The organism is Phormidesmis priestleyi ULC007 (assembly GCF_001895925.1).
In the GTDB taxonomy this organism is placed as follows: Bacteria; Cyanobacteriota; Cyanobacteriia; order Leptolyngbyales; family Leptolyngbyaceae; genus Phormidesmis_A; species Phormidesmis_A priestleyi_A.
On the sequence record NZ_MPPI01000002.1, the window covers coordinates 201,709 to 221,041 of the forward strand.

Annotated in this window: 19 protein-coding genes; 5 read left to right on the forward strand and 14 right to left on the reverse strand. The window is 49.0% G+C overall.

Translation table 11 applies throughout. The features are described from left to right. Positions 1-2: 2 nt before the first annotated feature. The 3 genes from BRW63_RS03335 to BRW63_RS03345 form a co-directional block, all read right to left on the reverse strand. Entirely contained in the window at positions 3-404 is a 402-nt protein-coding gene (locus BRW63_RS03335) for an ExbD/TolR family protein (RefSeq protein ID WP_073069491.1), read from the reverse strand. Then, positions 391-1,038: a MotA/TolQ/ExbB proton channel family protein gene (locus BRW63_RS03340; protein ID WP_073069492.1), complete on the reverse strand. Its 648-nt coding sequence runs from the start codon at positions 1,036-1,038 to the stop codon at positions 391-393. The genes BRW63_RS03335 and BRW63_RS03340 overlap by 14 nt, the downstream gene beginning before the upstream one ends. 91 nt (positions 1,039-1,129) lie before the next feature. Beyond that, positions 1,130-1,921 (reverse strand): LmeA family phospholipid-binding protein, encoded by a 792-nt coding sequence (locus BRW63_RS03345; protein WP_073069493.1) that lies wholly within the window; start codon positions 1,919-1,921, stop codon positions 1,130-1,132. Positions 1,922-2,359: 438 nt separating this feature from the next. Between BRW63_RS03345 and BRW63_RS03350 the strand changes: the two genes are divergently transcribed. Further along, positions 2,360-2,686, forward strand: a complete 327-nt coding sequence (locus BRW63_RS03350; RefSeq protein WP_073069494.1) for a hypothetical protein — start codon at positions 2,360-2,362, stop codon at positions 2,684-2,686. Positions 2,687-2,882: 196 nt separating this feature from the next. Beyond that, positions 2,883-3,824, forward strand: coding sequence for a peptidoglycan recognition protein family protein (locus tag BRW63_RS03355; RefSeq protein WP_073069495.1), 942 nt, complete (start codon positions 2,883-2,885; stop codon positions 3,822-3,824). 90 nt (positions 3,825-3,914) lie between these two features. On the opposite strand, the gene BRW63_RS03360 is transcribed toward BRW63_RS03355, so the two are convergent. Together BRW63_RS03360 and cobO are read right to left on the reverse strand one after the other, a co-directional pair. After that, a complete protein-coding gene (locus BRW63_RS03360) occupies positions 3,915-6,533 on the reverse strand; it encodes an FG-GAP-like repeat-containing protein (protein ID WP_073069496.1) in 2,619 nt (872 codons plus the stop codon). Positions 6,534-6,827: 294 nt separating this feature from the next. Then, entirely contained in the window at positions 6,828-7,496 is a 669-nt protein-coding gene (gene cobO / locus BRW63_RS03365; RefSeq protein WP_083582656.1) for a cob(I)yrinic acid a,c-diamide adenosyltransferase, read from the reverse strand. 697 nt (positions 7,497-8,193) lie between these two features. On the opposite strand from cobO, the gene BRW63_RS03375 reads away from it, so the two are divergent. Next, entirely contained in the window at positions 8,194-9,390 is a 1,197-nt protein-coding gene (locus tag BRW63_RS03375) for a homospermidine biosynthesis protein (RefSeq protein WP_073069498.1), read from the forward strand. A gap of 56 nt (positions 9,391-9,446) precedes the next feature. Here the strand turns inward: BRW63_RS03375 and BRW63_RS03380 are convergent, their stop codons facing one another. From BRW63_RS03380 to thyX, 4 genes are all read right to left on the reverse strand, one after another. Further along, positions 9,447-10,082 carry a biopolymer transporter ExbD gene (locus BRW63_RS03380; protein ID WP_073069606.1) on the reverse strand — a complete coding sequence of 212 codons (636 nt, stop codon included), beginning with the start codon at positions 10,080-10,082 and terminating at the stop codon, positions 9,447-9,449. Between the two features lie 66 nt (positions 10,083-10,148). After that, complete coding sequence (locus BRW63_RS03385; protein WP_073069499.1) at positions 10,149-10,781, reverse strand: MotA/TolQ/ExbB proton channel family protein; 633 nt, start codon at positions 10,779-10,781, stop codon at positions 10,149-10,151. A gap of 293 nt (positions 10,782-11,074) precedes the next feature. Then, the gene (locus BRW63_RS03390; protein ID WP_073069500.1) at positions 11,075-12,541 is read right to left on the reverse strand and encodes a hypothetical protein; all 1,467 of its coding nucleotides are present in this window, start codon (positions 12,539-12,541) and stop codon (positions 11,075-11,077) included. A 201-nt stretch (positions 12,542-12,742) separates the two neighbouring features. After that, positions 12,743-13,465, reverse strand: a complete 723-nt coding sequence (thyX, locus tag BRW63_RS03395) for an FAD-dependent thymidylate synthase (RefSeq protein WP_073069501.1) — start codon at positions 13,463-13,465, stop codon at positions 12,743-12,745. A gap of 194 nt (positions 13,466-13,659) precedes the next feature. On the opposite strand from thyX, the gene BRW63_RS03400 reads away from it, so the two are divergent. Further along, a complete protein-coding gene (locus tag BRW63_RS03400) occupies positions 13,660-14,544 on the forward strand; it encodes a tetratricopeptide repeat protein (RefSeq protein WP_073069502.1) in 885 nt (294 codons plus the stop codon). A gap of 75 nt (positions 14,545-14,619) precedes the next feature. Next, complete coding sequence (locus BRW63_RS03405) at positions 14,620-15,240, forward strand: YdcF family protein (protein ID WP_219898336.1); 621 nt, start codon at positions 14,620-14,622, stop codon at positions 15,238-15,240. 20 nt (positions 15,241-15,260) lie between these two features. On the opposite strand, the gene BRW63_RS03410 is transcribed toward BRW63_RS03405, so the two are convergent. From BRW63_RS03410 to plsX, 5 genes are read right to left on the reverse strand one after another with little or no spacing between them, the layout of a single operon-like run. Next, on the reverse strand, positions 15,261-15,557 hold the full coding sequence (locus BRW63_RS03410; RefSeq protein ID WP_073069503.1) for a DUF2288 domain-containing protein: 297 nt from the start codon (positions 15,555-15,557) through the stop codon (positions 15,261-15,263). Between the two features lie 54 nt (positions 15,558-15,611). Then, entirely contained in the window at positions 15,612-16,274 is a 663-nt protein-coding gene (locus BRW63_RS03415; RefSeq protein ID WP_073069504.1) for a lysophospholipid acyltransferase family protein, read from the reverse strand. Further along, positions 16,271-17,152, reverse strand: coding sequence for an ACP S-malonyltransferase (gene fabD / locus BRW63_RS03420; RefSeq protein WP_073069505.1), 882 nt, complete (start codon positions 17,150-17,152; stop codon positions 16,271-16,273). Before fabD ends, BRW63_RS03415 begins: the two co-directional genes overlap by 4 nt. Positions 17,153-17,159: 7 nt before the next feature. After that, positions 17,160-18,248 carry a beta-ketoacyl-ACP synthase III gene (locus BRW63_RS03425; RefSeq protein WP_181314322.1) on the reverse strand — a complete coding sequence of 363 codons (1,089 nt, stop codon included), beginning with the start codon at positions 18,246-18,248 and terminating at the stop codon, positions 17,160-17,162. Then, positions 18,199-19,215: a phosphate acyltransferase PlsX gene (gene plsX, locus BRW63_RS03430; RefSeq protein WP_073069506.1), complete on the reverse strand. Its 1,017-nt coding sequence runs from the start codon at positions 19,213-19,215 to the stop codon at positions 18,199-18,201. The genes BRW63_RS03425 and plsX overlap by 50 nt, the downstream gene beginning before the upstream one ends. Between the last annotated feature and the right edge of the window lie 118 nt (positions 19,216-19,333).

Sequence of the window (19,333 nt, forward strand, 5' to 3'; positions counted from 1 at the left end):
TTCTAGGGTGGTTGCGTCCCGATCGCCAGCCGCACCCCTGGAATTGATCGCAGCCGATCCATCACGGTGATCACCTGCCCGTGACTGACCCGCCGATCGGCATCAATTATCACTAAAATCTGGCGATTCTTGCCTTTGATCCCCTGAACCTGATTTTCTAAACTATTGAGTTGAATCGGTTTGCGGTTGAGGGCAAGCTTGCCACCTTGGTCGATCGTCACCGTTGCTTGAGTCGATTTTTGTGCCTCAGCCGTAGCCGCGCTTGGAAGATTAACGGGCAACCCTTGAGAGCGCGTTAAAAATAGCGTAGACATAATAAAAAACGTCAGCAGCGCAAAGATCACATCAATCATTGGCACGATGTAAATCTGAGGCGGCAGATCAGGCTCTTCAGGTAGACGCATAGGAACTTTCCCCCTTTTCGTGGCGGCGGCGATAGAGCAGTTCTAACTGTCCACCATACTCTTGAATCAGAGCAATCTGTCGAATATATAACCCTCGAAAGGTGTTAGCGAAGAGAAGAGTCACGATCGCCACCACCAATCCCGATGCTGTCGAAATCAACGCTTCACTGATCCCACCCGTCACATTGGAGGTGTTAGTGCCGCCGACATCTCCCAATCGCAGCGAGGCAAATGAGGTGATCAATCCTAAAATGGTGCCCAATAGCCCTAGCAGAGGCGCAAGACTAATGATGGTTTCAAAGACGGTATTGAAGCGCTTTAAAAGCGGAATTTCTGCCTGAGCAGCACTTTCTAGCGCTAGCCGAAACTCTTCTGAGGTCGCTTCTTCTAACTCTAGGGCAGCCATGAAAATGCGGGCAACGGGCAAATCAGAATTTTGCTCTAACATCAAGAAAGCGGCTCTAGGACTGCGCTTATAAAGCACTAGTGTTTCTCGAAGCACCCGATCGTGGCGTTTTCTAACTTTCGCCCAAAAGATAATTCGTTCCAAGATTAGCGCGACTGCCAGGATCGAAAATCCGAGCAGGGGAACCATGACAACGCCGCCAGCAGCAAACCAATTATTAGACCCCATATCGATCGTTCAGCCACTTGAAGAGTCACGAGGGTTCATTTTAGTGCTTCGTGGGCTTCCTCGCTACAATTCTCAGTTAGGACGCAGAGATTCAGGCGATGTTAGGAAAGCGCTCAATCTGGGCGTAGCCACTAAAAACCAGATGGTCTCCCTGCGTTTCGAGACGATTAATGCGTAGCAGTACCCCATCGAGGTCAAAGCGATCGAGATCGACCATGTTGTCAAGAATCTCAGCAAATGCCATCGTTAATACTTCTGAAATGCTGCGTAACTCTTCTGGAACCGCTTCTGGCTCAAACTGAGGATTTTGAAAGGCAACGCGCCGCCGCCGCTCGATCGCCAGAGTCGCTGTCATGCTCACAGGTAAGGTGTTGTTTGGCAGCAAGGCTTTCGCAAAAATCTGAATTCTGTTTTCGGGTAAAAGCTTCAGTGCAATGTCTGAGAAGGAGACAGGCTCACCTCCTGACAGATTCATCAGCGCGGGTTCAGTCACATTTTGCAGTTTTTTAACGACTAGCTCAGACTTAAACGCTTCATTGATGCCTGCTTCGGTAAGCGTAATTTGAGCGATCGCTTGAGTTGGTTGCTTGAGCCGAATCTTGCCACTGAGAACTGAGCCAAAGTCGAGCGCGACCGCATCGGTTTCAAATCGCATCTCTTCGACCCAAAAATCTTTGCGAATCAACAACCCGCGTCCGCCCATCTTGAAGCTGTCGAGACTGCCCTGCAACAGCTTGCTAGAAGGAGAGCAACGAATCGAAACCTCAACAGACTCGCTCTTTGAAAACAGGCGACGAATGGATTCACTCGCAACCTTGTTTAGCATCCGTTCACCAAAGTCGGTGCCCGAAGCATTTTTTAGATTTGTGAAGCCATTGAGCATAGTTCTATTTGCAACGGTTCTTTACTAGTTTGTAACAGATTGTAAAGAGCTGTCAATTCCTGACTTGATCGGCTTCGACTGGAAAAAGGTAGAAACTAGAGATGATTAAACTTCAAATAAACAGCCCTAAGCGGTGTAAATGCCTAGTTGAGATGATTGTAACGTTTACTTCTTACTCCAATCGTCTAATTGTCGCCTTGGGACATAAAATCTATTTATACTTCGTAACAAATTGTCTTATTACTTATAGTTCTCACCTTAATGCATTGTGAATACCTTCCTAGTGTCGAGCGCATCATCCACGGCCCTAGACTTTATTCTCTGTAGAGAGCAGCACTCCATACAGCCATCCAAGATCATTCTTCAGCCAGACGTTGAGGCATTTGAAGTGCGATTGGGTTGAATGGTTAGCTTTTAAACCTATTGATCATACTCATCATGGCTAAGTTCTTGGCGATCGCTGTTCTCCCATGGTTACTCGTCCTGCCGTTACAGGCGTGTTCTCCTGCTCAGGCACAAGCCGGACTCGATTCGCGAGTCTCAAGACTAGAGACGGAACTATTGGGCATTCAAAATCGACTCAATCAGATAGAAGCGAGTCGCTCAAGGCAAGGGGTCGCTGTCCCGGCTCCCGTATTGCCCTCTGGCGATCGCCGTGGAGATAGGCGAATTGTGTCGGCTGATCCTCAATTCGATCGGCTAGCGACCCTGGTGATCGAACTCAAAGAAAGAGTCACAGCTTTAGAAACCCGCCTTAATCGATGAGAACGCCGTTAGTAAAGAGGGAAATTCTTGGGTCAACAGAGCAAGTTCTTCACATCTTCGTATCTTACATACCCAAAACATTTCTGGGGGTTCCATAGAATTTTCTCTAAAAGTAGGTTCAAAAAAACCGTATCTTCAATTGAGATCCCTGGCAGTGTCTTCTTAGCTGCTTAACACCCGGCAACAAAAATTTGCTATGAGAAAATTTCTACAGGTCTTTGTTATCCTGGCTTTAGGAATCGCTGCCCTTATCCTGACTGTTAATTCTGGAGATGCTCAACTGGTCGAGGGTCAAAAAAATAGGCTTCCTAGCTTTTCGATTCTCAGCTTACAACCTCAAACAGTCAGCGATTCTAGTTCTGCTCTATCCTCTGCTTGTGCCCTTAAGCCCATCCCTAGAGCGAATAAATCAAAATCAACTGTTGCTGCCGTGCGTGACCCAGTTCCCTTAAGTCGATTTAGACAAGATCCAAATCTTGCTGACCCGACAAAAGAAACTCTAGGCAAGGCAACGCCGAAGTACAACCCCAGAGAAGAAGTTGCACTCGCTCACCCAACCAATTTTGGGAGACGATTTGTGCAAGATCTCTACGGTAAACCAGCCGATAATGCAGCGATCGTGGTTCTCCATGAAACCGTCGGATCTGCCCAATCTACGATCGGCTTTTTTCAAACTCCTCACCCTAACGATAATGATCAAGTTAGCTACCATACGCTAATTACCCTAGATGGCACGATCGTCTATTTGGTGCCACCAGATAGACGAGCCTTCGGAGCCGGAAACTCCGTTTTTGTAGGTGAAACAGGTCAAGAAGCAGTTCAAACAAACCCAGACTTTCCGCCATCTGTTAACAACTTTGCCTATCACATTTCCCTGGTGACTCCGCCTGATGGGCGCAACAATACCAATCGACATAGTGGATATACCCGCGCCCAATATCAATCACTGGCGTGGTTGGTGGCAAAAACAGGGGTGCCCGAATCGCGAATTACCACTCACCGAACAGTGGATCGATCGCGCCAGCGCAAAGATCCCAGAAGTTTTGATGGAGAATACTTTTCGCGTTTGTTGAGCTTCTATCCTAAAACTCAGGAGATCTCAACTCAGTGTTCAACCCCGGCTGTTTTAGAGGAATAAATGAAAAAAGGGAAAGGAGAATTACTTCCCCTCTCCCTCTACCTCAGTCAACTAAGGTCAAGACCTCTAATTAATTGATCAAGACTCTAACTACAGGTTCACCGTGATTTCCACCCAATCAATACCCTGTCCGAGATTTTGGTTATCGTCTGGGTCGATGTCATTCACGACTTCATTATTGTTTTGAATCATCCCAATGTAAACCGTTTGCAGCCCAGACGGACTTGCCCAACCAATCCAATTTGCGGGGGGAAGCTTGAAGCTGGTGTTTTGGGGCCCTGAGTTACTCTTACCAGCGATGCCATCAATGCTGGGTCGAGCAAGGTTGTAGGCAGTAGTACTACTCTTATTGAAGACAGGAGTTGTAGATAGGTAGAAGCCAACCTGGATTCGCGTATCTGTTGGAACCATATTGAATGCGCTTTTGAACCCATTGTTTTCAGTCACAAATGTTGCAGTTACCGTTTCTGCGGCAGCAAAGGTTGTTTTATTTACGGTCAGACTCTTGCCTCTCAGGTTAGTGGTCGGAATCTGTTGAACATCTAAGGTCAGAACACTCACGTTGTTGGTTTCATCGGTTTCGGCGATCGCGTTACTTGGATCGACAACCGCAAGAAGATAATAAGCTCCATCCACTACCCAAAAAGTGTCTCTCCAGGCGGGTAGATTCAACGTTAGAGGCGTTGTGGGGCTAGACTGATTTGCTGCAAGGTCAAAACTTAGGTCAGAAACAACTTTGTAATCGTTAGGGCTAAACGTCTGATCTCTTGAGATGTAGAAAGAAACCTTGACGTTGGGGGCAAAAATCGTTCCAGCATTCTTAACGCTGTAGTTAACCGATACGGTAGAAACCGGGCTGTCAGTGTCATTCGCTCCTAGAGTCAAGAAAACTTGAGAATCACCTGTAAAGCCATTGCCGACAAGTTCCGTAAATTGTGGCTTACCTTCAACGTTTAGCCGATAGTTGATCTCGTCAAGACTACTGGAGACTTTGATGTAGTAGTCTCCAGGCTCTAGAAGTTGTGTCGCATCGTTTGACAAAGGGGTTGAGGCGGTGCCATCAGTGCTTGCCTTATAAAGTTGCAGACCGATCGAGCTGAGAGGCTGACCCGTTAAATCAGTTGCAGACAAAACCAGGTTAGACCTGAAGCCAAGATTAAATTTGAAGTAATCAGGCACATCAGAACTGATTGAGTCGGTATAAACCCCAGCCGTGTTGAGGGTGCCAATATTAAAAGCAGAAAGCTCTGCCTTGCCACCGATGCTTTGAATAGTGGACTTAAACTGTCGTCGCTGAATGCCATCAAGTTGATCACTGCTAGAACGCTGAGGAAGAAAAGCTGCATCTAAAAGGCTTGTGCCGTTCATCAGCCAAACAGCAACTTCACCCGATGCTGAATCGCGCAAAAGCAGATCGGTTTTGCCATCGTTGTTAAAGTCAGCGAGTCGCTCAATATTGAATCGAGATGGAAGAGGAGAAGGCAGGAAGGCGGCCCCCGAAGGCGCGATTTGAGTGCCATCTAACAACCAGACGGCAAGCTGGTCAGTCTGAGTATTGCGCCAAAGAATGTCGTCTGCTTTGTTGCCTTCAAAGTCACCCACTTGAGCAGTCCATTCGATCGGAACACTCGAAAGCGATGCCGCTCCGCCAGTGGCGATCTGATTGCCGTTCATTAGCCAAATGGCGACTCCTCCAGTCTGAGTATTGCGCCAAAGAATATCTGATATGCCGTCTTTGTTAAAGTCACCCAACTGAGGCTTCCAGCTATCTGGAACGTTCGAAAGAGACGCGGCTCCTCCTTTGATAATTTTGGTGCCATCCATCAACCAAACGGCAACTTCTCCAGTTTGGGTGTTGCGCCAAAGAATATCTTTTTTCCCATCTTTACCGTTAAAGTCGCCTAGAGTCGGATCCCAACCACTAGGAACTCCAGGGAGAGGTGCCGCACTGCTAAACCCCAAACCTGTGCTGTTGGTGAGCCAAATAGCCGTTTCACCAGTCTGTTTATTGCGCCAGAAAATATCAGCGCGATCGTCATTGTTAAAATCTGCTAGGGTTGACTGCCAACTCGCAGGCACTTTATAAGGAGATCCTGCAAACTGTAAAAGGGTGCCGCCCTGCATAATCCAATAGCCGATCGAGCCATCTTTCTGATTTCGCAACAGAATATCGTCTTCGCCGTCCCCATTCAAGTCACCAAACTGGCTTTGCCAATCGGTAGAAAGGCTTTGCGGGGTAGCGCCTAATTTGATCGGGTCACTAGATTGCACAATTTTGCCATCTGTCTGCACAACCGAAAAACCGCCATCTGGCTTGCTGCGCCAAACCAAATTATTAAGCGTTGCATCTGTGCTGACAGACAGGTTTAACTTGTAGTTAGCTTCGATCGCGGTAACATCGCTGGGGTCTAACTCTGCTTGGATATAATAAGTTCCAGGAGCCAGAGGGGTTGAGAGGGCTTCTGAAAGCTGTTTAGAGTTGCTTGTGGGGTTTGGAGTGATCTCAACCTTTGCACCGTTAAAAAGATGGAGACGGGCATTACCAGTCAGTTCGGTTAGCGTAACGCTGGTGCTGCTGCTGCCGTTGAGCGTAAATTGGTAAAAATCGGTTTTGTCACCTGCGTTCAGCAACCCTGAAAGAGGAGGTGTTCCAATCAGATTTGTGATTGGAGTCGCTGTAGCAAAGGTGTTGTTGTCGGTAGGCGGCATGGCTGGACTCTCTATGAGCTAATGACGGGTTCGACCGAAATAGATTCTTTAGCGTTCCCAAATTCGGGCTGAAAATTAAGTCAGAGCAAGATTTGAGCGGTAATCAAGATGAAATCAATTGAAATGATCTGTACAATTTATTGAGATTGAGTCTAAATTTATACAACAACGGCACCAGTTACGTCAGAATTGCTACTGAGATTATTGCCTCAGTAGAAAACTCATGTCAGTTATTTCTCTCATCAGCTTTATAAGAAATCGTCCGTTACAAGAAGCTGCTTGCCTGGGGTTGCACTAGAACTCAATTCCCGGTTGTGCCTTGACCCCTTGCTCTCTAAACGGATGTTTAACCAACGTCATTTCTGTCACGAGATCTGCCCGCTCAATCAATGCTGGAAGCGCACCTCGACCCGTCAATATGACATGGGAGTCTTCAGTCTTTTCTGATAATCCAGCGATGACGGCTTCAATGCTCAAGTAACCCAGTTTCAGAGCAATATTAATTTCGTCTAGCAGCACCAGCTTGAAGTCGGGGTCTTTGATAAATGCCAGCGCCGTCTCCCATGCTTGAGTTGCTTTGAGAATGTCGCGATCGCGATCTTGAGTCTCCCAGGTAAAACCTTCACCCAGGGCATGAAATTCAAGCTGATCGCCCCAATGCTCAAACGCTGCTTTTTCAGCAGGTTCCCATGCGCCCTTGATGAACTGAACGATCGCGACTTTATAGCCATGACCCAGCGATCGCAGCACCATTCCCAGAGCCGCCGTAGTTTTGCCTTTGCCATTTCCAGTGTGAACCATGATCAATCCCTTTTCGGAGGTCATGTTGGCGAGACGCTGATCCTGCACCTCTTTCCGTCGCTGCATCTTTTTGCGGTGCTGATCTGCTTCTGGTGACGGTGCGCCTGTGTCCAGTTCAGGAGACACATCTGAGTTGATCGGAAGCTGAGAATCAAGAGTCATGACATACCAGAGTGAAATTTGAGAAAAAAGTCACAAGCCGACTGCTCTTAGCCTACCAACAGGGAGACCCCACTTTATGAATAAATGGGAGAGTCTCAGTATTTTGGACGATCATCATCTTCAAAGATAGATGGTAGGATGAAAGCGTTCGTGTCTAAAAGGTTGCGTAAAGAGCATTGAAATTTTTCTCTTTGACTGGATACCCTTGGCGACCTTTGTGGTATCTCGAAATGAAGTTAAAGCGGAAGCGGCAATGCGACCCTGCACTTTCGTGGGTCGATCGCTGCGAAGCTCCCAGTATGAATTGACCGATCTGTAACTCAAGGTTTGCGTCTGTCGTTGACTTTTAGCATCCAAAAGCATGGCTGCTCTCAACCCCGACCCAAACTGGATCGGTCAAGTTCTCTTTTAGGGGAATTCTTTAACCTAATGGCTGAAGCGCTCTGCCGCTAGTCATCATGTGGCGCAGGCTGAGCTTGGACTCGGTTCTGCAAAATTTTCAGCCTTTGTAGGTTTTGCTTGTCTACTGCTTAAAGTCAGTCTAAGTTTGTGTCCTCAATTCCTGAAAGCATTCTGACTGAGGGCGTAGAGTCCTTTCTGCATTCTGGCGACTTACTAAAAATTTCAGTCCGGTGTCGGGCTGTTCCTCACTGTTTAGCCCTCACTTTATGCTTCTTAAGCTTTTCGGAGTAAAAAAATGTCCAAACTTCTCAGTCAAAAAATCACACCCTCCCCCATGCCTGCCGAGATCAGCGTTGTTGACCTGATTGATGGTTACTTTACGGCTTATAACTCTGCACGGTTGCGAGAAATTTGTCATCTTCTCAGCCGTGAGGTGATGAAAGAGGGTGTCACAGTCGGACTCAGCTTGTCAGGCGCAATGACCCCGGCAGGGCTAGGAGTCTCTGTGATAGCGCCCTTGATGCGAAACGGATTCATTGATTGGATCATCAGCACAGGCGCTAACCTCTATCACGATATGCACTATGGGCTAGGGCTAGATCTCTACGCCAGCAGCCCATTTTTGGATGATGTGAAATTGCGGCAAGAAGGTCGCATTCGCATTTACGACATCATTTTTGATTATGATGTGCTACTGGGAACGGATGCCTTCATTCGACAAATTCTCAAAGCAGAACCGTTTCAGAAGCGCATGGGCACGGCTGAGTTTCACTATCTACTGGGTCGGTATGTGTCTGAAGTAGAGCGGAAACTGGGCGTAAAGCATCCTTCTCTACTCGCAACGGCTTATGAGTGTGGCGTTCCGATCTACACGTCTTCGCCGGGAGATAGCTCGATCGGCATGAATGTGGCAGCGATGGCGCTAGAAGGCTCAAAGCTAGTCATTGACCCAATGCTAGATGTGAATGAAACCGCCGCGATCGTCTATTCTGCCCGCGAGTCTGACATCCCAGATGTGGAAGGCAAGAGCGCAGCGCTGATCATCGGTGGCGGCAGTCCTAAAAACTTCTTGCTGCAAACTCAGCCGCAACTGCATGAAGTTCTGGGTTTAGAAGAGCGGGGACACGATTACTTCATTCAAGTCACTGATGCTCGTCCTGATACAGGCGGGTTGTCAGGTGCAACTCCAAATGAAGCTGTCAGTTGGGGCAAGGTTGATCCCGAAGAACTGCCCAATACGGTCGTCTGCTACACCGATAGCACGATCGCGCTGCCCATCCTGACTGCTTATGTGATCAACCAGTGTGAGCCTCGCCCGTTAAAGCGGCTATACGATCGGCGCGACGAACTGCTGGCAAAGCTGAAGGCAGATTATGAAGCGGCTAAACAACGGCCCTCCCATCCCGCCCCAGAACCAATTTCGATCGGTGTGACGAAGCAGCCTGTTGCCACCTATCCCTGCGGGACTCCCATTCGCAACAGCCGTCATTGAGATAGCCTACAAATCTTTTCTTAAGGGTGAGTCTATCTCACCCTTTTTTGTGGCTTTCATTGAGGAGGGATTGAAGGAACTGTTGGGGTAGATTGTTGAGGAGAAACGGGAGATTGACCTGTAGGCACCTGACTAGGATTAGTTGGCTGTAAGTTAGGACTAGTGGGTGAAATCGGATTTAGAGAAGGTTGAGGATTGAGGGGATCGATCGATGGGGCAGGAGTCGTCAACCCTGGGTTTAAAGGAGTCTGACCGGGGATCGCTGGATTCTGATTGGGCGATGGGCTAGTTTGGGGAGCCGTTTCGAGGGCAACACGATCGCCGCCCACTGCGCGTAATACATCCAAAACCTGAATCACATCATTGTAGAAAGAGGTTTGGGAGGCACTCAAAACGAGCAACCCTTGCGGATTCTGCTGGTGATAATTTTGCAGAACTTGATAAAGCTGAACCCGATCGACAGGTTGATTCTTAACCGAGGTCAGCCCCGTGGAGTCGATATTGACCACCAACATCTCCTGATTCTGGGGCGTACCTGTGCTGGCTGTGGGCAAATCTAAATTAATGCCTTCTCGACGGGTTAGCTGCAAAGCTGCCAGGATGAAAAAGGTCAGAATGCAAAAGATCACGTCGATCAAAGGAATAATTTGAATTTGTGCCTCATCTTGGGAAGCGTCGAGATTAATCTTCATGAGCATCAAGTGTGAAGGGTGGAGCCAGCCAGAGAATTTGTCTATCATGACAAACTCTAAAATTTTCTAGCGGTTGCTGTCTTGCCAGTTTTGTCTATAGAGCAGTTCTAACTCGTTGCCTGCTCTGCGAAAGATTTTTGCCTGATTGAAAACTAGGGCTTGAAAAATGCGGTAGAAGGCGACGCTAAAAACAGCCACGACTAGACCCGTTGCAGTACTAATCAGCGCTTCACCAATGCCTGTCGTCACCCCAGCAGTCGAGGCGGTGCCAATATCGCCGATGCGAATCGATCGCAATGACGTGATTAAACCAATCACCGTTCCTAACAACCCTAACAAAGGAGCCAGCGCGATCACGGCTTCTAGGATTTTGTCACCTCGACGCATCGACACAATCTCTTCATCAGCCGCTGATTCTAGCGCCAAACGAAACGATTCGGGATCAGGTTTTTCCAAGCGAAGAGCGGCGTAGAGAAACCTGCCGATCGGTTGATCATAGGCTTGCCGAGCAATCTCGCCTGCCATCTGCCAATCTTTGCGAGAGGCATCCAAAATCCGGTTGACCGTTTCTTTCTCTTTATTGAGAACGTTAAACCAAAACCACGATCGCTCAATAATTGCACTCAACGCCAAGATCGAGAGCAGCAATAACGGCAGCATCGTTACGCCGCCTTTTTGAAATAGTTCTACGATGTTCATCGTTGCCCTTCCTTCTAGTCGTGCCCACAGCAAATCCTGGCTTCTAGCCTCTCACTAATCTGAGGCATTTTAATTTTAGAGACTTCGTTGCTTCTTGTTAACGTCAGTTCGATCGCAGTCGAAAAACCTAGTCGAACTGACGTTCTTGTTACAGCCTCGATCGCATCTACCAGTAAACCAGTATGAATGATTTTGCTAACAGCAAAGAACTTCTTGAGCAAAAGAAAATTTCAAAAAAATCTCCACAACTGGGCTTGATGTGGAGATTTTATTTTAGATGTGAGGATGCCAAATTAGCGTTTGTTTTTACCTGGTTTGCGTCCATCTTCGTCATTGCTACCACCGTGAGGGCGAGAATTCCCCGGATCGCAGCCTTCTGAGCCGTTGCCAATTCCTTGATTGCAGTGACGCTTTCTGCCTTTTTTGTCATCATCCGAGTCGATCGTTTGAGTCGTGTTGACCGTTTGATAGGTGGTTAGTAACTGACTAACTTCATAAACCGAAAGGTTAGTGCTGCTGATATTAATGGTCTGCACGACCTGCCCCGGAGCCGCCACAAACACCGAATTCAGACTAGACTGGAACACGTCGATCGACCGATTCACCAACAAAAAAGCCCCACTCTCAAAGGAGGTCGGGTAGCTACAGTTCGATCGTGGAGTTGGCAACCCGGCCAGCGTAAACCCATTCAAATTCAGATTTTGAACGCTGTTGAAGAATGTTACCCGTGCATTTCGATAAGTCTGGCTCGTGACTTGTGAAACCTGAGTGAAATAGTCGTAAACCTGAGTGTTGGAATCGATCGAGCCGTCCTGATTGACATCCATTCCATAAACGGTGCGAACGATGCGGGTAGCGCTGGGGCGATCGGGTAAGACTAGCGTCACCGTCGCATTTTCTGACAGCAGTTCAAATTCGCTGTAGCCGATGAATTGATTTGCTGGGTCGAATAGCCGAACGATCACCCGATCGCCTGCCTTCAGTCCTTTCATGAACTTGGCTTTCTTGTTGATTTTGTAGCTAAAATCGCCGACAAATTGTTCTGCGGAAAAGCCTTGTGACGCTCGACTGCGAACCGAAACTCGTGCAATCACTTTAGAAAGAGTGGCTTTTTTCTGAGAAATTGCCAAGCTAAAACTGCCTTGATTAACTGCGATCGCAGATTGAGTCGAGGAACTGCTAATTAGCTGAGTGCTGGTGGTTTGGGCGATCGTTTGATAAGACTGAGTTTGCTCAAAGAAAACGGAGCGATCGCGCACACTGCCGCGAATGTCGTAGCGCAGTTGAGCCGTAACGCGCAGGTCTACTTTGCTGAGGTCTACGTCGTTGCCGAGTTGTTGTCGCAAGTCATTAAAAGAGATCACTTCAGGTAGCAGAGTGGTCTGTCCTGAAGCGTTGGTGATCAGACGCGCCCCTGTGCTGGTGAAAATCTGCACCCACCGATCGTTCCGACGCGCAAACACCTGATAAACCGCGTTGGCGTAGCTGGTTTGCGGCTTGTTAAGAATGCCCAGTTGCACCACTAGGGCTGAATCTTGCCGAGTTTGCACCAGCCGCGCAACTTTGAGAACGGCATTCCAGCTTTGTTGTTGACTGACTTGTAAGGGAGCCGCCGTTACTGCTTTTTGAGTGCTGTAGCTACCCAAAAGCAACGTGGATGCCATGAGCGCGATCGCAGCTTTCCTCCAAATCGACCTGCGAGTCTCACGATCTTTCAGAGTCTCGTTGTGTGAATCGAAACTAGGCACAGAATTCTTCATAGGTTTTGTCAGTGAATGTTTGGCTTAGTATGGTCAAATCGAACTTGAGTAGACACAGCAAAGCTGCCTTCTACCAATCCAATGAGGAAGCTCTGCGGATCAGTAGAATGGAATCATCTCTTGCTCACGAGACCTGTTAGAAATGTGACAAGTTCCGTACGGATGTGAAGATCACATCAAGAAGGTTTCTTTTATATGAAGCTAAGGTGCAAGACGCGCTTTCTTGAGGCGATTGGCTTCGTACCAGTTCGCAATCTCTGGCACCCATTTCTGAAAGGGTTCCCAAATGCATTCGCAGAGCTTTTGAGCTTCTAGCTGGGCATCTGCTTTCCAGCGCAGGTCAATTAAGTGCATCATCGATCGCACGTTGGCAGACATCACCCAATGCTGACGCACATCAAACGGGATCAATCCTCTCGCGTGTTCTTCTGAGAACCCCTGATCAATTCGGTCTTTATAGCGCTGACAGGCGGTGACACACCATTCAATATCTTGTTGACGCTGTTCTAGCGTGTATTCATATTTTTTGCCCTGGCGATCGCTATAAAAGCCCAACGGACGCAAATAAAACACCTCTTCAATGTCGCGCTTGCCTTCTACCACATCCAGAACCCGTTGCCCTGTATAGCGTCCAGATTGGACATCAAATGAGATTCCCACACGATGAGTGCGGATTTGCTGCATGGTGCTATGGGGAAACCAGCCGCAGTTCAACACGATTTGCGGATGTTCTAACGGGCCGTAGTGACCCCGATTGCCTGCCAGCAGTTGTTTGATGATCACTTCGCCGCACTTGGCTTCGTCGGGAAAGCGATCGCGATCATCACAGACGAAATTCTCTGCATAATCTTGGTGCATCGCTGCATAGATAGTCTGCTGCGGGTTTGGCGTTTGGGAAATGACTTCGACTTTAAAACGATCCATAAAAGGAGCCAGGTTAGCCTTGGGCGGTTGAGAACAAATTGTTTAAGGTTAATAAGATTAGCTCCGATCGTGCCCGATATTGACTTTTTGATCCTTAAATTTTCGATTCTCTTCGGATGCTTTTTTGCCCCGATCCTCCGCAAGATGGATTAAGCTAACTGAAGCCCCACTGTTTTTTCGGACAAGCTTATACCGTGCCCAAACGTATTTCTTTTCTTTCTGCCCTGACCATTTTGAGTGTGTGGACTGCCGCTCATCCCGCTTTCGGACAGGCGTTGGTGCCCCACATGCTGCAACTTGACACCAAAAAGCTAGAGCAGCAGGGCATTGGTCTAGTGCAGGAAGCGACACAACTGGCTCAGTTTCAACAGTTTGATCTGGCATTATCGCGCGCACGGTTAGCAACCCAATTAGCTCCAAAGATTCCTGAAGCTTGGGCAGTTTTAGGCGGGTTATATCTTCAAGCCAATCAGATTGATCCGGGAATTAATGCGCTCAAACGTGCACAGACGATTGATCCCCGTAATGCCGCAATTTTATTTGCCTTGGGAACAGCGCACTTTCAGAAAGCCAGCTATCAGCAATCGATCGACTACATTCAATCTGGGCTGAAGTTAAAACCAAATGTGCCTGGAGCGCTATTTGATCTGGGCAACGCCTACCTGATGCTGAAGCAAAATCGGGAAGCGATCGCCAGTTACGAAAAAGCTTATGCTCAAGACAAAGAATATTGGCCCGCTATCAATAATGTGGCGCTGGTTAAATATGAGCAGGGAGACGTTGACGATGCGATTCGGCTGTGGCGGACTTCGGTAGCGATCGACCCCAAAGCGGCAGAACCTAAATTAGCAGCCGCCGTCGCGCTTTATAACAAAGGCGATCGTGAGCAAGGTTTAACCCTGGGCGAAGCAGCCATTCGGTTAGATAGTCGCTATGGTGACTTGAAGTTTCTCAAAGACAATTTGTGGGGCGAAAAGCTGTTGGCGGCAACCCAAAAGTTCTTGTCTGTGCCGAGAATTCAGGCGACGATCGCTCAAGCCCAATCAGCCCCTCCCGTTCAGCCACAGCGACCTGAGTAATCGGCGAGGTCTTGAGTTGATCAGGGGTGTGCAGTAGACTTTGTATCGAGTGAGTGGTTGAGTTCGGGTGTCATCATGCGATCGAGAGAAGCGTCTCACAATCATCAGCTTCACCACTCAAAGAAGAAAACTCGATCGAAAGGGAAACGATTTCCCTGGATGTTGTTCATCTTGCCTTTAGTGGTTTGGTTTGGCTTCCGAGCCGTTCGTATCTATTTTGAGAAGCCTCAAGCAATTCTCGTCTTAGGCGGTTCGACCGTGGCGTTGGAGCGTGAGAGGTTTACGGCGGAGTTTGCTCGTGAGCATCCTGGCTTGCCGATCTGGATTTCTTCAGGCAGCCCAAGAGATTATACAGAACAGGTATTTTCAGAAGCGGGCGTTGATCTGCATCGACTCAATTTAGACTATCAAGCCGTAGATACGGTGACAAACTTCACGACGCTAGTCGATGAGTTAAAGCAGCAAGGCGTTCAAAGCGTCTATTTGGTGACTTCTGACTATCACATGCGACGCGCTCAAATCATTGGCGAGATTGTGCTGGGAAGTCGAGGAATTCATCTCAAACCCGTCTCAGTGCCTTCTGAGCAGCCTGAAGAACCCTTATCGAAGGCACTCCGAGACGGAGGTAGAGCAGTTCTCTGGGTGACTACAGGGCATACGGGGGCAAGCTGGAGCCGACTGCATGGAGGGCGATAGTTGGCAGAGAATCCTAAAGCTCAAGCTGCGATCGAGTCCTGCACCAATACATAAGGCTGAACAATCAAGGCATGAAATCGCTTGTCTTGATGCGCGTTCCAGTCAGTTTTTTGTTGCTCAGACGGCTTGTAAATCAGACCTTCAGCGATCCAATGTTGGACTGAGGCGGAGTGGTCATTGACGATCGCCATTCCCACATCGACTAAATTTAGTTGAGGAGCGACGACGATCACGGCATCTCGATCGACGTGGGGAATCAGCCAATTCCATTCGGCTTCGTCTAGAGATTCGGTGAGTTCTGATCTTAAATCTGACATTTCAAGAATCGTGATGAGAGACAGAATTTTACTCTAGCAATTCAAACTTCAACTCTAGCGTCCCAAGTCATGCAGGCTATTGATTTTTAGTGCACAGCGTTGAGTGATAGCTTCGAGTTCTGAGCGATCGCTCGATGCTGGGGGTGCAATCAGTTCCCCAATTCGCACCGTAACTGGAGCCGGGTGAGGAATAGCAGAGCCTTTGCGAAAGATGGTATGAGTTCCCCAGAGGCTGACGGGGAGTAGAGGCGATTGAGTCTTTGCCGCGATCCAAGCTGCGCCGAGTTTGGCATCTGCAATGCGTCCGTCAAGGGTGCGAGTGCCATCGAGAAACACGCCTGTTGCCCAACCTGACTCAATGGATGCGATCGCCGCTTTCATTGCACTGCGATCGGCAGATCCTCGCTTAACCGGGTAGGCTCCATAGGCTCGAATTGCCTGCTTCAGTACAGGAACCTGAAACAGTTCCTCTTTTGCCATATAGGCCACCGGACGACCCACACCGCACGAGAGCAAAAGCGGATCAAAATCGCTGGCATGGTTGCTGACGACGAGCAAGCGTCCCTTTTGGGGCACATTCTCGGCTCCATAAATCCGTCCTCTAAAATAGGTGTGCAGCACCGGGCTGACGATCGACCATTTGAACAGACGGTAAAGCAGCAGGCTGATCAACGGTTCTCGATCGGGAAATGGTTCTGAGTGAGAAGCGCGAGTCATGAAGAGAGATCGGCAAACCTACCGATATTTTCTAGCATTAAATCAGGGCAGGTGCGCTTAATAATTCCAGTCAAGACTTTGCCAGGGCCCACTTCGACCACACGCTTAACGCCTTCTTGAGGCAGTTGCAGAGAAATTTCACGCCAGCGCACAGCGCCAGTCATCTGACGGTCTAGACGGTCTTTAAGCACTGCCGGATCGGTGCTAGGAGTCGGGTCAACATTTGAGAGGACTGGAACTTGAGCCGCCGCAAAAGGGACAGAATCTAAAACAGGTTTGAATTGAGTTGCCGCGTCTGCCATCAGAGGCGAGTGGAACGCCCCGCTGATATTAAGCCGAATCGATCGCTTAGACGTGACTTGAGTTAACACGGTTTCGACCGCCTCTGGAGTGCCAGAAATGACGACCTGACCTGCATTATTGTCATTGGCCAACACCACACCGGAAGTTTTGGCGAGCACCCTTTCAAGCTGGGGACGATCGAAGCCCAACAACGCCGCCATCATGCCATCCGATGCGCTGTCCATCAATTCTGCGCGACGCTTGATCAGCCGCAACCCATCCTCAAAGCCAAACACACCCGCCGCATAAAGTGCGCTATATTCTCCCAGGCTGTGCCCTGCGACATAATCAGGGTGCTGCCCTTTCGCCTTCAGCAAGTCTACCAAAATGCTTTCCACAACATACAAGCAAGGCTGAGTGTAGAGCGTATGAGAAACTTTGTCGTCTTGATTTTGGCAAACTTCAATCACTGACCAGCCAAGAATCGGTTCGGCTTGCTCAAATTTAGCCATCGCTTCTGGCAATTCAAGCAAATCCATTCCCATGCCGATCGCTTGAGACCCCTGTCCCGGAAACACCCATGCGGTCTTAGTCATAATCCTGCTATCCCCACTGAAAGATGGCTGCACCCCACGTCAACCCGGCTCCAAAGCCAGAAGTGACGATCGTATCGCCCGGTTTAATTTTGCCTTGTCGAACGGCTTCATCTAACGCTAAAGGAATCGACGCGGCGGACGTATTGCCGTATTTTGCCAGATTGCTGATCACTTTTTCGGGAGGAATTTTGAGCCGATCGGCAACCGAGTCGAGAATGCGCTGATTTGCCTGATGCAGCAAGAGCCAGTCAATTTCCGCAACGGTTAAATTTGCCCGAAATAGAGCTTTTTCTATCACTTCAGGCACCTTCTTGACTGCAAAGCGATAAACTTCTTGACCATTCATCGTAATCGGGTGAAAGGTGCCTTGATTAATTGTCACACCTGCCAGCAGTTCTTTTGGCTGAGAGTGATAGGACAAATTGAGACAGTTGTTTTGCGTGCCGTCACTGCGGAGTTCAAATCCTAAAAGCCGATCGTGCTGACTTGCCTGCATCACCACCGCCCCGGCTCCATCCCCAAATAACACACAAGTGCGGCGATCAGACCAATCGAGCCAGCGAGATAACACATCGGCTCCGATCAACAGCACATTTCTATAAACGCCCGTGCGAATGAACTGCGCTGCCGTGACCATGCCAAATACAAAGCCAGAACAAGCGGCAGTCAAATCGAAGGCAACCGCTCTAGATGCGCCCAATTGCGCTTGAATTTGACTGGCACTACCAAACAGATCATCGGCGGTCGAAGTTGCCAAGATGATCAAATCGAGATCGGTCGGAGCGATGCCCGCCATCTCGATCGCATCCTTCGCCGCCGCGACTCCCAATTTTGTGAGTGAGCATCCCGGCTCTGCTAATCGGCGCTCACGGATGCCTGTGCGAGATGCAATCCATTCGTCAGACGTTTCGACAACTCGACTCAGCTCAACATTATTGAGGGCAACGGTCGGAGTCGATGAGCCGCTCCCCGTGATTGCAATCCCTACCCCTGACTGTTCCAAGATTCCTTCTCCATCATTACCGGGTCTTAGATTGGTGGTGCGCCTAGCTCTCTGCCAAACGGCTGGTGACCGCGATGCGATCGAGGACTTCATTGTCGATCGCGTCTTTTGCCAACCGTGCCGCGTTGAAGATCGTCGGCGCTTGAGAACTGCCGTGACTGATGATGCAGATTCCGGCCACCCCCAGCAGCAGGCCGCCACCATGTTCAGCGTGATCCATTCGCTGTTTAATCCGCTTCAGATTGGGACGCAGAAACGAAACGCCTACCTTGCCGTGTAAGCCACGGGGCAACTCTTGCCGCAAGATTTGTAGGGCAACTTCTCCGACGGCTTCGGCAAACTTTAGCAGCACGTTCCCCGCAAAGCCATCACAGACGATGACATCAAAATGACCCGACAACACATCTCGTCCTTCGGCGTTGCCAATAAAAGGAATGTTGGGGTTTTCTTCGAGAAGCTGATGGGTTTGAATCGCCAACTCGTTGCCCTTGTTGGGTTCTTCGCCGATGTTCAACAACCCTACTTTGGGTTCTGCGACTCCCAGCACGTATTGAGAATAGATGCTGCCCATTAAGGCGAACTGCTCTAGAAACTTTGGGCGACAGTCTACGTTTGCGCCAACATCGAGAATCAAGACAGGTTTGCCTGCAATCATGGTTGGCAAAACAGCCCCGATCGCAGGACGGTCAATTCCTGGCAATCTGCCCAACCGCAGCAGAGCCGCCGCCATCGCTGCCCCAGAGTGACCTGCCGAAACCACGGCATCTGCCCGCTTTTTTTTAACCAAATCCATTGCCACGTTGATCGAGGCTTTGGGCTTGCGGCGTAGAGCTATCAGCGGCTCCTCAGACATCTCGATCGCGCCTTCTGACGGCACAATCTCTAGCGATGAGGATTGAGTGTGCTGTTTTAAGGAGGCTTCGATTTGCTGAGGGTCACCCACCAGCAACACATCTACCCCTAGTTCTTCTTGCGCCCTGAGTGCGCCCGCCACAATTTCAGCAGGGGCGTTGTCTCCCCCCATCGCATCAATTGCAATTCGTACCCGCGTCGATCTCATTGGCTCAGTTTATAAAAACCTCATAAATTCTATCAGATGGCATTCCCACCGGGAAAAATTCCCAAAGGCTGATAGTATCTATCATTCTCTCGCAACGGGGAGCGATCGCTGCAAGAAA